General features: G+C 42.9%; 10 protein-coding genes. 1 reads left to right on the forward strand and 9 read right to left on the reverse strand.

What is annotated here, in order from left to right; genetic code table 11:
- Nucleotide 1: 1 nt before the first annotated feature.
- Nucleotides 2-1318, reverse strand: coding sequence for a 23S rRNA (uracil(1939)-C(5))-methyltransferase RlmD (gene rlmD / locus DRB05_RS16740; RefSeq protein WP_128727933.1), 1317 nt, complete (start codon nt 1316-1318; stop codon nt 2-4).
- 78 nt (nt 1319-1396) lie between these two features.
- Between rlmD and barA the strand changes: the two genes are divergently transcribed.
- Nucleotides 1397-4162 carry a two-component sensor histidine kinase BarA gene (gene barA, locus DRB05_RS16745; protein ID WP_128727934.1) on the forward strand — a complete coding sequence of 922 codons (2766 nt, stop codon included), beginning with the start codon at nt 1397-1399 and terminating at the stop codon, nt 4160-4162.
- Between the two features lie 660 nt (nt 4163-4822).
- Here the strand turns inward: barA and purF are convergent.
- From purF to DRB05_RS16790, 8 genes are all read right to left on the reverse strand, one after another.
- The gene (gene purF, locus DRB05_RS16755; RefSeq protein WP_128727935.1) at nt 4823-6355 is read right to left on the reverse strand and encodes an amidophosphoribosyltransferase; all 1533 of its coding nucleotides are present in this window, start codon (nt 6353-6355) and stop codon (nt 4823-4825) included.
- Nucleotides 6356-6373: 18 nt separating this feature from the next.
- Complete coding sequence (locus tag DRB05_RS16760; RefSeq protein ID WP_010369359.1) at nt 6374-6868, reverse strand: CvpA family protein; 495 nt, start codon at nt 6866-6868, stop codon at nt 6374-6376.
- 61 nt (nt 6869-6929) lie between these two features.
- Nucleotides 6930-7556, reverse strand: coding sequence for an SPOR domain-containing protein (locus tag DRB05_RS16765; protein ID WP_128727936.1), 627 nt, complete (start codon nt 7554-7556; stop codon nt 6930-6932).
- A gap of 36 nt (nt 7557-7592) precedes the next feature.
- Entirely contained in the window at nt 7593-8849 is a 1257-nt protein-coding gene (folC, locus tag DRB05_RS16770; RefSeq protein WP_128727937.1) for a bifunctional tetrahydrofolate synthase/dihydrofolate synthase, read from the reverse strand.
- Nucleotides 8850-8875: 26 nt separating this feature from the next.
- A complete protein-coding gene (gene accD, locus DRB05_RS16775) occupies nt 8876-9751 on the reverse strand; it encodes an acetyl-CoA carboxylase, carboxyltransferase subunit beta (RefSeq protein ID WP_010606271.1) in 876 nt (291 codons plus the stop codon).
- Nucleotides 9752-9885: 134 nt separating this feature from the next.
- Nucleotides 9886-10680, reverse strand: coding sequence for a tRNA pseudouridine(38-40) synthase TruA (gene truA / locus DRB05_RS16780; RefSeq protein ID WP_128727938.1), 795 nt, complete (start codon nt 10678-10680; stop codon nt 9886-9888).
- Nucleotides 10681-10822: 142 nt separating this feature from the next.
- The gene (locus DRB05_RS16785; protein WP_128727939.1) at nt 10823-14815 is read right to left on the reverse strand and encodes a FimV/HubP family polar landmark protein; all 3993 of its coding nucleotides are present in this window, start codon (nt 14813-14815) and stop codon (nt 10823-10825) included.
- Between the two features lie 289 nt (nt 14816-15104).
- Entirely contained in the window at nt 15105-16121 is a 1017-nt protein-coding gene (locus DRB05_RS16790; RefSeq protein WP_039496085.1) for an aspartate-semialdehyde dehydrogenase, read from the reverse strand.
- Nucleotides 16122-16147 lie beyond the last annotated feature (26 nt).

Genomic DNA, 16147 nt, shown 5'->3' on the forward strand with positions numbered 1-16147 from the left:
TTTACACTGCTTTTTTAAACAGCGCCATGGTTTCGATATGTCCAGTGTGGACAAACATATTCATTAACCCAAGCTTTTCTAGTTCAAAGCCAGCCTGCACTATCACCGCAGCGTCACGAGCCAGCGTCACTGGGTCGCATGACACGTATAAAATACGCGTAAACTGTTTTAACGGTAATTGCTGTAGTACCTCAAGTGCGCCAGGCCTTGATGGATCCAGTACTAACACATCCAAATTTGTATCGAACCAAGCAGCCTCTGTTATCGACTGGGTTAGATCAAAGCAGTGAAACTGAACATTACTGATTTGATTAGTTTGCGCATTTTGTCGAGCCATTGCAACCGATTGCGCTTCACCTTCAACACCAATCACATTTTTTGCTTGTTTTGCGAGCACCAATGAGAAATTTCCCACCCCACAGAAAAGATCGAGGACACTTTCATCGCTACTAAGTTGCAGCCAGTCTGTTGCTTGACGCAGCATGGCTTCATTTACTGTTTGATTCACTTGAATAAAGTTATTTAATTTGAATTCAAGTGTTAAGCCAAATTCACTAAGGTGATAGTGCGGCAACTGAGAATACACAACATCTGCCTCACCATCGTCAAACACAACCTGACAATTTTCCAGCTCGTTTTGTAGCGCTTCACGAGCCGACGCGGACAGCGGCTTTGTATGACGACACAGTACATAGTTATGGTTGTCAGCCTGGCAAAGTTGGATATGACTGATTAGCTTAAATTCACTTAGTGACTGCGCAAGCGCACTTAGCTTGTTAAAAATACGGTCAAAAGGCGACACCAATACGTCACACTGCGCTATTTCAACAATCTGCTTAGACTGACTCGCTCTAAAGCCGAGTTTCACATTTTTACTTTGTTTATCGTAAATACATGCCAATCGTGCTGCCCGACGATAGTGGCGCGGCACAGAGGTGATCGGCACTTGCCAAGGCAACAGCTCAATGTTGGCAAAACGCGCAAAAAGCTTTTCAACTGCAAGTTGCTTTTCATTGAGCTGACCATCAACACTCTGATGCTGCAAGCTACACCCACCACACTGCTGGTAATGCTGACAAAACGGCTTAACACGCTCTTTCGAGACGTTAAGTACTTTGGTCACCTTTGCTTCCAACAGTTTTGACTTAGCCTGAACAACCTGTGCCTTCACTCGCTCTCCAGTCAAGGCGCCTGTCACAAAGCAGACTTTACCTTCATGTCGAGCAACACCTCTCCCCTGATGATCCATTGATTCTATGTTTAATTCTATTTGCTTTGACGGCTTAGCAGCTTTCTTAGCACGAAAAATCTGTGCCATTGGGTTCCTCATTTGTTTGCTTATCACGTCGGTAAAAGATAATCTTAGTTACAGATTTCTCTGCACTTTTTTGACCCTATGACAAAATTAAACCTGCGTGACAGTATTTTACTACTCACTCTTTTGCCAACCCTTTTGGTTGGCTTGCTACTTGGTGGTTATTTTACTATAAATCGCTACGTAGAGCTTGAGGAAATTCTGATAAGTCAGGGAAATCGCATTGCAGATTCACTGGCCATGTCAGTTGAATATCCAATAGAAAAGCAAGATAAAGCACACTTGCACCGCATTTTAAGCCAAGCACACAATAAACACGCACCACTGGTAAAAAGCATCGCGTTGTTTGATAAGCAAAATCAGCTCATTCTTACTAGTAACTATCATAGTGAGTTCGACAAATTACATTATTTTGGTGAAGTACAAAAGTTACAAACCACCGAAGTCACTACACTAAAAAATACCTTTGTGTTTTATTCGCCGGTGAAGAACCATTTAGCCAAAAAAACCGATTGGCATAGCGCAGAGCCTGCCACACTCGCAGTTTTAGTAGTAGAGATCAGTAAAGATCAAGCACTAATATCGCAGCAACGCGCACTGATCTTAAGTGCTATTGTCATAATTTTCTCGTTTTTACTCAGTGTTATGTTGGCTATGCGATTATCACGCATGCTAACCAAACCAATTGCCAGTTTGATTTTGGCCACAGACAAGCTCAACGAGGGCAAACAAGACATCGCTATTAATGAGCCGATGCGAGGCGAATTTGAGCTATTGCGCCAAGGCTTGATTGTTATTGGTCGAAAAATGGCGAATCAAAAAGACGAAATGCAAAAGCACATTGACCAAGCTACTAGTGACTATCGCGAATCTTTGGAGCAGTATGAAACACAAAACATTCAGCTCAATATTGCCAAAAAAGAAGCACAAGATGCTAACCGCGTAAAATCTGACTTTTTAGCTAAAATGAGTCATGAACTCAGAACACCACTCAATGGTGTTATAGGCTTTACTCGCCAACTATATAAAACACCATTAAACAAACATCAAAAAGATTATCTAGATACCATAGAGTTGTCTGCAAATAGCTTACTAACCATCATTAGTGACATCTTGGATTTCTCAAAGCTAGAAGCAGGGGCAATGGAGCTAGAGAATATTCAATTCGAATTGCGCGACGCTGTTAATGAAGTCATGACGTTATTAGCACCAAGCGCTCATGACAAGCAGTTAGAATTTTCGATTTCGGTTAATCGCCAAGTACCTGACAATTTAATTGGCGATCCGACACGATTTAAACAGGTACTTACTAACCTTATCAGCAACGCCATCAAGTTTACGGAAAAAGGCTCTGTCAAAGTAGATATAAATCATCGCTTGATGGATGAGTCCCAGTCCTCATTGTTAGTCTCTGTTAGTGATACCGGTGTCGGTATTGCACAAGATAAACAGGACGCGCTATTTACGCCATTTGCTCAAGCTGACACCAGTATCACCCGCAAATTCGGGGGCACAGGTCTTGGTCTTATCATCACTAAGCATATTGTGGAGGCGATGAGTGGTCGTATTACTCTTAACTCCGCGCCAGGAAGTGGTACCTGTTTTTCATTTAATGCGGTCTTTGCCCTGCCAAACCGTCTCTACAACGACGATTTACCAAGTAAACCGCTGGAAAATAAACGCGTTCTATATTTTGAACCACAAGAACACACTCATTATGCGGTTATCGCCCAGCTACAAGCATGGGATATGCAGGTGACTCGCTGCATCACCGAAGAAGAATTTGATACTGCGTTAGCACAGGATTTTAACTACGATATTTGCTTAATCGGCTCTATGGCTAGCGTCGATCAAATGCAAACCGTCAAAAGTTATATCAAGCAAGCTCGCGGCTCTGCTGATTATTTATATCTAATGGTTAATACTGTATCTCACAATATGCGTGAAGCGCTTATTGGCAGTGGCGCAGACGCCTGTCTAAGCAAACCACTTAATCACAGAAAGCTATGTGAGATGCTTGCAGCACCTTATCGTTTAGACCATCCAGACATGAGTGCTAACGAAATTGAAGCCGCAAGCCTACCACTGAAGGTGCTCGTTGCAGACGATAACGATGCTAACCTGAAGTTGATCTGTACTTTGCTAGATGAGCAAGTAGAGGCAATTGATACAGCACATAACGGTGCTCAAGCGGTGAGTCTATGTAAATCCAGAAAATACGACCTCATATTTATGGATATTCAAATGCCTATTATGGACGGGATCAGTGCCTGTAAAAGCATTAGAGATTCATCCTTAAATGAGGACACGCCCATCATCGCTGTTACCGCTCATGCGCTTGCTGGCGAAAAGGAACAGCTGCTTAAAGATGGCTTTAGTAATTATATGACTAAGCCTATTGATGAAGACATGCTCAAGCAAATAATTTGTGATTACAGCGTTTCTTCTCCAGTTTCGAGACAAAAAAATACAGAGAATCATCAGCATAGTGTGCCCCCGTTTGATAGTAAGATGTTAGATTGGGATTTAGCGCTCCAGCGTGCCGGTAACAAACCCGATTTAGCATTAGAAATGCTCAATATGTTGCTTTCCAGTGTACCTGAAACATTACAGCAGTTGGAATCTGCGCAAAATGAAGAAGATATGCCTACGCTACTTAAAGTAGTGCATAAATTCCACGGAGCTTGTTGCTATACTGGCGTTCCGACGCTCAAGAAATTAGCAGAGACCATTGAAACAAGCTTAAAACGGGAAAAGTCACTCAGTGAGATTGAACCTGAGTTATTCGAACTCGTTGATGGACTCACTTTATTATTGTCTGATTCCAAGCCCATACAATCCAACTAATCGTTATGTTCGCACTCATTCTATTCGCTACTTTTATGTAAACAGCCATAGAAATAGTGAATAGATTGGAAGTGTGGCATATAGCTCCTAACACAGGACAACGTTTCCCGATGATTTACTTCGCTTTCTAGCAGCACTTTTTCAAGTCTTGTGACACACCTCACCCACTCTAGAAGCTCATAATTATATCCTCATGAAACGAATTGAAGGTGAGCTGCTCTCAGTTCCTACCACCGATATCCAAAAAGACAATTGCTTTATAAACAAGGACCGCTTAATTAGCTATCGCTAAAGGTTTATCTTTCTACTCCGGATTGGGGCTATCGGCAAGATGGTTCTGATGGTGTGTTTCGAGATGGGAAATCCGAGAATTAGGTTTTTGAATGATATGATGCATCAGATGACGCTGCTTTCGTTAACTACGGTAATCACTATCTGTGGTTTACGTTAGCTGGTCATAGCGACATCTACAACAATTCAGCTGTAGGGTTCGCATTATCAGTCAAAAGCACAATAAAGCTTAGTTGGTGGGATAAGTTGAACTAAGCTCAAAGGTGCAATACTAAAATCCCTTATCGATCCGAGTTCAAATTAAATTAAAAAACCCAAGTGAAACTTGGGTTTTTTCTAGGTGTAATGTCTATCACATCATCAGCTAGTTTAATCGCTTTCAGCGCTTTCTGTTTCTTGGTTATGTAATTCAAGGCTAGCAGACATCGCGGCTTCACGATTAGACTTTGCAGAATCGTTGCGCAACTCATCAATGTGATTGAGGTAGTTTTGGTCAACATCACCTGTGATGTATTGACCATCAAATACAGAGGTTTCAAAACGAGAGATCTCTGGATTTTCTTGACCAACAGCGGCAATCAAATCGCTTAGGGATTGGTAGATCAAACCGTCCGAGCCAATACTTGCGTTGATATCTTCCACTTCACGGCCATGTGCGATCAGCTCTGATGCAGAAGGCATATCAATGCCATATACGTTCGGGAATCTTACCTCTGGTGCTGCTGAAGCAAAGTATACGTTCTTCGCACCCGCTTCACGCGCCATTTCAACGATTTGCGCTGATGTTGTGCCTCGCACAATGGAGTCGTCGACAAGTAGCACGTTCTTACCAGCAAACTCTCTGTCAATTGCGTTAAGTTTACGACGTACAGACTTTTTACGCAGCTCTTGGCCAGGCATAATGAAAGTACGGCCAATGTAGCGGTTCTTAACAAACCCTTGGCGATAAGGAAGCCCTAGCACGGAAGCAATTTCAAGTGCGATATCACATGATGTTTCAGGGATTGGAATAACCACGTCGATATCTTTGTCGCCCCACTCTGTCGCGATTTTCTCACCGAGCTTGGTACCCATATTGACGCGAGTCGCATAAACAGACATCTTATCAATGTTTGAATCTGGGCGAGCAAAATATACGAACTCGAAGATACAAGGTGCAAGCGTCGTTTTAGCAGCACAGATCTGAGAGAAAAACTCACCATTTTCGGTTACGTAAATAGCTTCACCAGGTGCAACGTCTCGCACAAACTCAAAGCCATCCGTTGCCAATGCAACACTCTCTGAAGCGAACATGTATTCCATGCCACGCTCAGTTTCTTTCTTACCGAAAACAAGCGGACGAATACCGTGAGGGTCTCTAAATGCCAAAATACCATGGCCGATGATCATCGCGATACTCGCGTAACCACCAGAAACAATAGACACAACCTCAGTTACTGCCGTAAACATGTCTTCCGCGTCTAATTTCATCTTGTCTGTTTTGCCAAGCTCGTGCGCTAAGATGTTCAGCAGGATCTCTGAATCAGACGTAGTATTAACGTGGCGACGCGCTTGAGTAAACAAACGCTCCTTTAATTTTTCTGCATTGGTTAAGTTGCCGTTGTGCGCAAGGGCAATACCAAATGGAGAGTTTACGTAGAAAGGTTGAGCTTCTGCTGAGCTTGAAGAACCAGCAGTAGGATAACGTACATGACCAAGACCAATGTTGCCCTGTAGGCGTTTCATGTGTCTTGTATGAAATACGTCTTTCACTAGGCCGTTTGCTTTTCGTAAGCTAAACGTATTGTTGTCAATGGTAATAATGCCAGCCGCATCTTGGCCGCGGTGTTGCAAAACAGTTAAGCCGTCATAAATCGCCTGATTAACAGGAGATGTTCCGACTATCCCAACGATACCACACATTAAAAATTTCCTCGCCGATTAACGGTTTACTGAATCTAAAAAGCTCGAGTTATGTTCAAGATAGGAAAAGAACCACTCTATCACAAAGCCAAATTCAGGAATTAAGTTTGATGTTTTCCACCACTGCGTGTCTGGTGCACTGGTAAACGCATCAAGGAAAAAGAGTAAGGCGCTAACGACCAACACACCTCGAAGTCCACCGAATACAATCCCAAAGATCCTATCGGTGCCTGAGAGCCCAGTTCTTTGAACCAGTTCACTCAAGACATAGTTAACAAGCCCACCTAACATCAAGGTCGCAAAAAAGAGTATGGCAATTGCGGCTGCATTTCTTAAAAGGGGTTCTGAAATGAATGTTAGGAAGGTTGCGAGATATTGGTAAAAAATACTAGAGATGAAAAAAGCGCCGATCCATACGACAAGTGACATCGCTTCTTTGACAAAGCCTCGGAGCAAGCCAAAGATAGTCGATAAACCAACAATACCAAGAATGGCGTAATCAACCCAGATCATAGTAACCAATAAGTCGTTAATGTGGGGCGCATTCTAAAAGGTTTGGCATCTAAATGCCAGATCATTTTGTCACTTCAAATTGTGTCAAACGACCATTTAACTTAGTTAATTTCTTTAATTCTGGTAACTTAGCTTCAAGTTCAGCTTTATTTAAATCTGGTCCGACAAACACTTTTGTCAGTGTACCGTTGGGCGTTTTAACGGGTTTTGTAAAGGTTTTAAAGCCATTGTCAGCAAGCTTCTTCGTCAGTGCATCAACGTTCGATTTATGCGAAAAGCTACCAAGCTGAATAACATAGGCCATTTTTGAAAAGTTACCAGTCTCAGGACGCGTTAATTTAGCCACCTCAACTTTGTTGGTCGTTGCGACGGGTTTTGCCTCAACTTGTGTAGATGACATATCTGATTGCGGCGCATTGGCTAGCATTGTCTCTTCTGTACCCTCTAGCTTAGCATCATCAGCGTCAATATCTTCCACTGACTCAGAGGGTAACTCTGGTGCAAGCTTGGCTTGCGCATCCACTTTTTCTTGTAGATCAATGGTTTTGAACTCAGGTCTTTCAGGGATCGCTTGAAATCCTTCCTTGTAGTGGACCTTTTCACCATCAAGGATATTTGGAATAAAGATCACCGCAGCAACCACGACGATGCTCGTCCCAACAAGGCGATTTATAAATACTGAGTTCACAACTTTACTCTCTACTAAACGTTAAATCTTTTTTGGTTATTTTCGCCAGTATTCCATTGCCTCAGCAACGGTAAAGAACGAACCAAATACCACCATTGCTTGTTCGCTTGCTAGCGTCTCAAGCTGAGCATCAAGTGCAGCTGTAACACTATCGAATAAGGTAACATTGCAACTTGAGTCAAGCAGTGGTTTAAGGTTTTCTGCACGCTCTCCACGAGGCCCTGAAAGTGAAGCTAGACTCCAGCTATCTATATATTGGGTAACTTCTTTCAGCACACTGGCTTTGTCTTTATCCGCAAGCATAGCGACTAAGGCATGAATTTTAAACCCTTTTTGCTTGAGTTCTTGTAACTTAGTTGCCAAATACCTTGCCGATTCTGGATTATGAGCAACATCTGTATAGACTAATGGATTTGTATTGAGTTGCTGAAAGCGACCTTCCACTTGCAAGTTGGCCAGACAAACCTTCACTTCATCATAGTTAGGTAGCAACTCAAGTTTAGCTAGTACTGTTAACGCTGTCGCAGCGTTTTGTGCTGGAATAGCGGGTTTGTCGAAGTGCCAATCAAAGTCAAGATATTGCCATCTAAACTGAGAATCTAGCGGGGTAAAATAAAAATCGCGCTTCGATAACACCATATCTGCCGCAATTTCGTTGCCATAATCTGTAACCGTGTGTGGAATATTTAAATCACCAACGATTGCAGGTTTACCACTGCGAAAAATGCCAGCTTTGTCATAGCCTACCAGTTCTCTAGTATCACCGAGATACTCTTTATGATCTAAGTCGACAGTCGTGATAACAGAGGCAAATGGCGAGACTATATTCGTCGCATCAAACCGCCCGCCTAAACCAACTTCAAGCAAAATATAATCAACCTTACAGCGCTTGAAAATACTGAGCGCACCAAGCGTACCAAACTCGAAATAAGTTAGCTGAGTGTCTTTGCGAGTGTCGTCGAGGAATTTAAATGCATCGATATGATACTGATCTTCAAGCTCTGCCCCATTCACTCGGACACGCTCATTGTAGCGTACTAAGTGTGGTGAAGCGTAGGTACCAACCGAAAATCCTTGTGCGAGCAACAACGATTCCAAGCACCTGGCTGTTGTGCCTTTACCATTGGTTCCACCAATTAGAATAATTTTACTGAAAGGCTCAAGTAATCCGGCTTGCTCGGCAACTTGCGCTACACGCTCAAGTCCCATTTCAATGGTGGCTGGATGAATTGCTTCTAAATAACAAAGCCAATCATCAAGGCTTGATGATTGGCTAGGCTGTTTAACCGTCATAAGTTGAGTAGCTCAATTTGAAAAATTTACGCTACTCTATGCTCTTGTTCAGTGGAAGGCAAGTCCATAAACTTCGCTAAAATGCGCGCTAACGTATCGCGCATCTCACGACGGTCAACAATCATGTCAATCGCACCATGCTCTAATAAGAATTCACTGCGCTGGAAACCGTCAGGTAGAGTTTCACGTACTGTTTGTTCGATAACACGTGGACCCGCAAAACCGATAAGTGCTTTTGGCTCCGCCACATTGATATCACCAAGCATCGCCAGTGATGCAGAAACACCACCCATAGTTGGATCGGTCAATACTGAGATAAATGGCAAGCCTTTGTCACTCATTTTTGCCAATGCAGCACTTGTTTTTGCCATTTGCATCAATGACATAAGTGCTTCTTGCATACGTGCACCACCAGATGCAGAGAAACAAATTAATGGCATGTTATGTTCTAAGCAAACGTTAACTGCATCTACAAATCTCGCACCAACAACCGACGCCATTGAACCACCCATAAAGGAAAATTCAAAAGCAACAGCAGCAACAGGAATACCCTTTACGCGACCTTTCATTGCAACTAAAGCGTCTTTTTCACCACTTACCTTTTGCGCTTGAACGATACGATCCGAGTATTTTTTAGAATCTTTAAACTTTAATACGTCTTGTGGCTCATGCTCTGTGCCAAGCTCTTGACGATCTGCATCATCTAAGAAGCTTTCAAGGCGCTTACGTGCCGTTATGCGCATGTGATGATCACACTTCGGACATACGTTTAACGACTTTTCTAATTCCGCTTTGTATAGGATTGAATCACAATCTGTACACTTTGCCCAAACCCCTTCTGGGATCTCTTTTTTACCAGAAGATTTAGTGGTTTTAGGTAAGATCTTTTCTAACCAACTCATTTGCAACTCTCTATCGTGCTTTATTCTGTTCCGTCAGTAAAGACAGACATCTTTTCCCAATTAAATCATGATTTAGCTATAGGTGATATAAAAAACTGGTCTTAAGAGTATACGGTACTACATAAATACGACCGTTACACTAATTCCTCAGGCAAAAATAAAGGCCCTAGCGGCATCTTTTCTATTTGCCATTGTTCAGGATAGTCCACGTCAACTAAATACAATCCGTTAGGCTTTGCCGTAGCGCTTGCTAAGGTGCGGTCTTTCGCAACTAAAAGCTCCGCCATCCACTCAGGCTCTTGCTTGCCGACACCGATATCAAGTAAACAACCTGTAATATTTCGCACCATATGGTGTAAAAACGCGTTCGCTTTAATATCAATGACAATATATTTGCCAATGCGTTTCACCTCCAAGTGATGGATATTCCGAAACGGCGTATTAGACTGGCAATGTACCGCCCTGAAAGAAGTGAAATCTTGCTCCCCTATCATCACAGGGCATGCTGCTTTCATTCTTTCAACATCAAGCTCGTGGTGAAAGTGCGTTACACCACTGCGTAAAATGCCCGGTCTGTAAGTATGATTATAAATAACGTAGCGGTATCGACGAGCCGTTGCAGAAAAACGAGCATGGAACTCTGGGTCGACTTCTTTAGCAAATCGTACCGCAATGTCGTCAGGAAGCTGAGAGTTCATTCCCAGTGTAAAGGCGCTCATATCGCGAGCAGCATCTGTATCAAAATGCACTAATTGACCCGTTGCATGAACCCCCGCATCAGTGCGCCCCGCACAAGTTATCTCTACGGGATGATTACAGATATTCGATAGCGCTTTTTCTATTTCTTCTTGGACACTGCTGACATGATTTTGCCTCTGCCAACCACTATAATTTGCACCATTATATTCAATGCCTAACGCTACTCGCATACTTTTTCTATCGCAACCCATAACAAAAACGACATTTTATGCGATTGGCGATATGAATTAAAGCGCTTAAGCTAAGAAGTAGATGATGATACCAACCAAACTAGGCAATTACTCTGTTTGGTCGATATCATTGATGTGATTATTAAGACTCTGTAAGACTTGATTTAAGCAACTCCGCCTCAGCTTGCACTGAATTCGGACCGTTCTCAATAACATCGTTGAGCGTTGATATCGCCGAATCATAATCTTGAATTTCGATGTAAGCTTTCGCTAAATCTAGTTTAGCGGCAAATCCTTCATCCTCTAAATCAACATCTGTGGTATTTTCACCTGCTAATAGTTCTTCAAAATCGCCAAGCCCAACGTCCATATTTGCACCAACGTAAGGTTCAACATCGCCATCAAGGTCGTCGCTTTGTTCAAGTAAGTCTTCAATTTCTAAGTAATCTTCTGTACCTTCGGCATCCGTTGGTAGCGCTTGGGCTTCCCCTGCGACCAACTCGTCTTGTAACAAGCTATCGAAGTCTACTTCAAAGTCTTCTGCATTTCCGGCGTCAAAATCACTGGGGTCGTCCAGTTCGCTGAGTAGAGCATCGAAGTCTGCTTGGGTAAAGTCAGCCATAAACTCTTTTTCAATTTCGGCTTCATCGACCTCTGGTAATTCTGATTCTGTTTGTGGCTCAGAAAGTAGAGTTTCCAAATCATCTTCATCGTTGAATTCAGACAGAGTCTCTTCGCCAAAATCTGCATTTAATTCAGGCAGCTCGTCTTCGATTTCAAGCTCTGGTTCGGACTCTAGCGTGTCACTCTCAGCTTCTTCGGCTGGCACATCAGGTTCGTCTTCAAGCAAAGTATCTTCGTCAAAGTCTGCTGCTAACTCTGGCAGCTCGTCTTCGATTTCAAGATCTGGTTCGGACTCTAGCGTGTCACTTTCAGTTTCTTCGACTGGCGCTTCCGGCTCATCTTCGAGCAAAGTTTCTTCGTCGAAGTATGCAGTTAACTCAGGCAGCTCGTCTTCGATATCCAGTTCAGGTACAGACTCAAGCACGTCATTTTCTGCTGCTTCGGCTGGCGCTTCCGGCTCATCTTCGAGCAAAGTTTCTTCGTCGAAGTCTGCAGTTAACTCAGGCAGCTCGTCTGCGATTTCAAGATCTGGTTCGGACTCTAGCGTGTCACTCTCAGCTGCTTCGACTGGTGCTTCAGGTTCGTCTTCAAGCAAAGTATCTTCGTCAAAGTCCGCACTAAATTCAGGCAAATCATCTTCATCAAAGCCAGAAATTTCATCGTCTAGAAGATCGTCATCAAGCCCACCTTCGATATCAAATTGGGCATCCTTGGATAACGCTTCTGATAATGCTTTTTCGGTTTCGCTTTGTGAGTCAGTAGTTTCAAGTTCTTCGCCCAGATCCAGTTCAGGATAACTCTCTAACTCTGCGCTTGGTTGCAGATCTTCTTCGTCAAGAAATTCTTCCTCTGCCAATAAGTCCACTTCGTCATTAAGTGGATCATCTCCCAGCTCAATTTCGACTTCTTCATCCGAAAAGTCATCTTCAAGTTCAGCATCCAGCTCAAACTGCTCTTCGGCTTGAAGCTCCTGTAATAACTCATCAACACTTTTTAAATCAGGATCTTCAAATTCACTGTCTTCGTCAGCTTGAACATTCTCATCACTAAAATCTGCTTCATTGGCTAGATCGGACTGTAATGTTTCTTCCACCAATTCTTCAGATAATTCTGGAATAGCATCCTCGTTATCCAGCATACCCGATAAGTGCCCTGACTCCGTTTGCTCAGAGTCTGTTAAAGGCTGTTCAGGCTCGTCAGATTCTTCTCCAATTTCTGGTAAAACATCTTCTGATGTTTCGTCAACTAATGCATCTAGTTCGTCATTTGCCAGTTCATCAGATTCTTCTTCCTGCTCTGGCAAAACATCTTCTGGTGTTTCGTCAACTAATGTATCTAGCTCATCATCAGCCAATTCATCGGTTTCTTCTTCCTGCTCTGGCAAAACATCCTCTGGAGTTTCGTCAACTAATGCATCTAGTTCATCATCAGCCAGATCATTGGACTCTTCTTCCTGCTCTAGCAATGTATCTTCTTGTGCTTCACCTAGTAAGGCATCGATATCATCACCGGACTCTTCTTCTAATTCCGGCAACGTATCTTCTTGCGCTTCATCCAATAAAGCATCGACGTCGTCACCATCAAGATCACTAGGCTCTGCTTCTAATTCCGGCAACGTATCTTCTTGCGCTTCATCTAATAAAGCATCGATATCATCACCAGCGAGAGCATCAGACTCTTCTTCTAATTCTGGCAACGGTTCTTCCTGTGCTTCATCTAATAAAGCATCGATATCATCACCAGCTAAATCATCGGACTCTTCTTCTAATTCCGGCAACGGTTCTTCCTGTGCTTCATCTAATAAAGCATCGATATCATCACCAGCAAGATCACCTGACTCTTCTTCTAATTCCGGCAACGTATCTTCCTGCGCTTCATCCAATAAGGCATCGATATCATCACCGTCAAGCGTATCCGGCTCTTCGTTAATTTCGGCTAACGCATCGTCTTGAACTTCATTTAACAGCGCATCAATATCATCGCCCGCAAGCTCGTTGTTTGGCTCCTCAAAGTCGGGCAGTGCATCATCGTCAGCACCTTGGGCAGCATCAAGTAGCGCGTCGATATCATCAGCCTCAACTAAGCTTTCACTATCAAAATTGCCGCTAAATTCGGGTTCTTCATCTAGCGCACCATCAAGAATTGAATCGATATCATCATCGCTTGCAACAGCACCCTGCTCATCTGCAAGCTCCTCACTCAGGGCTGCAAGTGCATCATCGCTAACATCAATTTCTTCATCCTGAGATTCGTTGAACAAATCATCTAGATCACTGTCACTTAAAATATTTTGACTATCATCAACATCGAGCGAAACTTCATCACCAGCCTCATCGAAGCTCTGTTGCATAAAGTCTTCGTCATGATCATCACCAAACGAAATATCTTCGTTTAGTAAACTATCAAGTTCGTCTTGATCTAACGTATCACTCCCTTCATCGAAGTCATCATCAAGTGAGTCAAAGGTAATTTCATCGTCTTCAGGCAAGATATCGTCATCTAACTGTACGCTTGCGCCCAGCGCGTCTTCATCGTCGCCCATTCCGATATCAAGTGGGTCTGGCTCTGGGTCAAATGCAGTCGCAGCGGTTGCAGCGCCCGCAGTAGCAGCGGATGGTGTTTGCGGAAGAAAATCATCGTCATCTGTTGACGCCTGAGATTGACTTTTCTTCCGGCGAAACATGACAAATCCAGCAATTGCTAATAGTGCTGGTAATGTGGCAAGTAACGCAATTCCAGCTGGCGAGCTAAAGAATGCGCTTAACTCGCTACTTTCTTGCGCTTTTGCCTGAGCCGCCTGCTGATCAATCATTTCATTTTGTAAGTCAATAACAGCCTTTAGCTGTTGTTGGATTTCGCTGTCTTTACCAAGTTGGGTACGAACCGTTTGAAGTTCAGTAGAAATAGCACCAAGCTGTTGCTTTAACTTATTGTTTTCGGATAGGATTTCTTCAACATTACGCACTGAGGACTTGAACTCTTTTTGTAAGTCCATCAGCCGCATGTCCTGCTCCATTTTTAAAGAGCGCAGTTGATTAGTCAGGTCTTCTTTTGCTTCTTCTACATCGACTTTACGAGCTTGCGTAACCTTTTTCTCAGCTTCGTTTATTGCATTTGGATTCAATAATCCCTTACGCTTCATTTCCCAAAGTTTGTCATCTTGATCCGACTTTTGCTTTGCCAACTCAGGGTTAACACTGCGAATTTCATTGATGGTAGGAATACGTAAATACGCCCCATCCTGCATATGGTTGAGGTTTTTATCTAGAAATGAATTAGGATTTTTATCGTAAAGCGCCTTCATCACCTGATAAATGGTGACCGAGTCATCTGGTCGCACTTTTTGTGCTATACGCCACAATGTATCCGTGGGTCTGATAGGCCCTATTGACCGACCTTGAGCCCCATAATCAACCCCTTTAGGGCCTTTTAGCACTACCCCCTCTTGGGTATATACTGGTGTGGCAATCAGTGCGAATACAAAGATACTAAATAAGGCTAAACCGCGCATGCCGATCCTTTACTCAAATGTTTAACACCCGTTAAACGACATTTTATTATTATGGCTTTGAAGCAAGCTCTATTCCAAATGCAAACTATAAACCAGATATGTTGGAATATCCATTGCAACGTATTGAAAGGTAACATGGTTATAATGCTTTTTACTGATTTTGGAATAGCTGATATAGGTGAAGAATAGTCAAGTATTTGACTTAACGGCAAACTTCTTGGCAGAAGTTTGCCGTTATAGCGTAAAGAAGTAAGCAAAACTCAGCTTACTTTGCGATATCAATGGGTACTTATAGATAGCTTTCTATCAGGGCTTCTGCAATTTGGATGCTATTTGTTGCGGCACCTTTTCTGGTGTTGTCTGATACCACCCATAAGTTTAAGCCCAGTGGATGTGAAATATCTTGCCTTACACGACCTACATAGACGGTATCGTTACCACTTGCATCACTTACCGGTGTTGGGTAGTCGTTTTCGTCTTCAATTAACTCAACACCCGGCGCATCAGCAAGTAATTGCTTAACATGTTCAAGATCATAAGGCATGCGCGTTTCAAGATGAATGGCTTCAGCATGACCAAAAAACACAGGAACGCGAACCGCAGTCGGGTTAACCAAAACACTTGAGTCGCCCAAGATTTTTTGCGTTTCCCACACCATCTTCATTTCTTCTTTGGTGTAACCATTTTCTTGGAACGCATCAATTTGAGGAATGACGTTAAAAGCGATTTGTTTGCTAAACACTTCGTTTTCCATCGGTCTTGCATTCATTAAGTTTGCAGTTTGCTTAGCCAACTCATCTACCGCTTCTTTACCTGCACCAGATACCGCTTGATAAGTTGAGACATTAATTCTGTCAATGCCATAGGCATCATAAATTGGTTTAAGCGCCACTAGCATTTGGATTGTAGAGCAGTTTGGGTTAGCAATGATGTTACGATTTCTAAAATCTGCAAGACTGTCTTTATTCACCTCAGGAACCACTAATGGAATATCAAAGTCGTATCTAAAATGTGAGGTATTGTCTATAACAATACAGCCAGCTTCAGCGGCGATAGGTGCATATTTCTCCGACACGGAACCACCCGCTGAAAACAAACCGATGTGGGCATTAGAAAAATCAAACTCTTCAACATCCAGAACTTCGATTTTTTCACCCATAAAGTCAATTTCTTCACCCGCACTTCGGCTACTCGCGAGTGGATACAGCGTGTCTACAGGAAATTTCCGTTCCGCTAGTAATTCGATAATTTGCTTGCCAACAAGACCTGTTGCGCCAAGTACCGCAACATTATATTTTTGCGACATTATTTTTCCTCATTCTGTAAAATACC

The sequence above is a fragment of the Pseudoalteromonas sp. A757 genome, from assembly GCF_004103285.1.
GTDB classification, from domain to species: domain Bacteria; phylum Pseudomonadota; class Gammaproteobacteria; order Enterobacterales; family Alteromonadaceae; genus Pseudoalteromonas; species Pseudoalteromonas galatheae.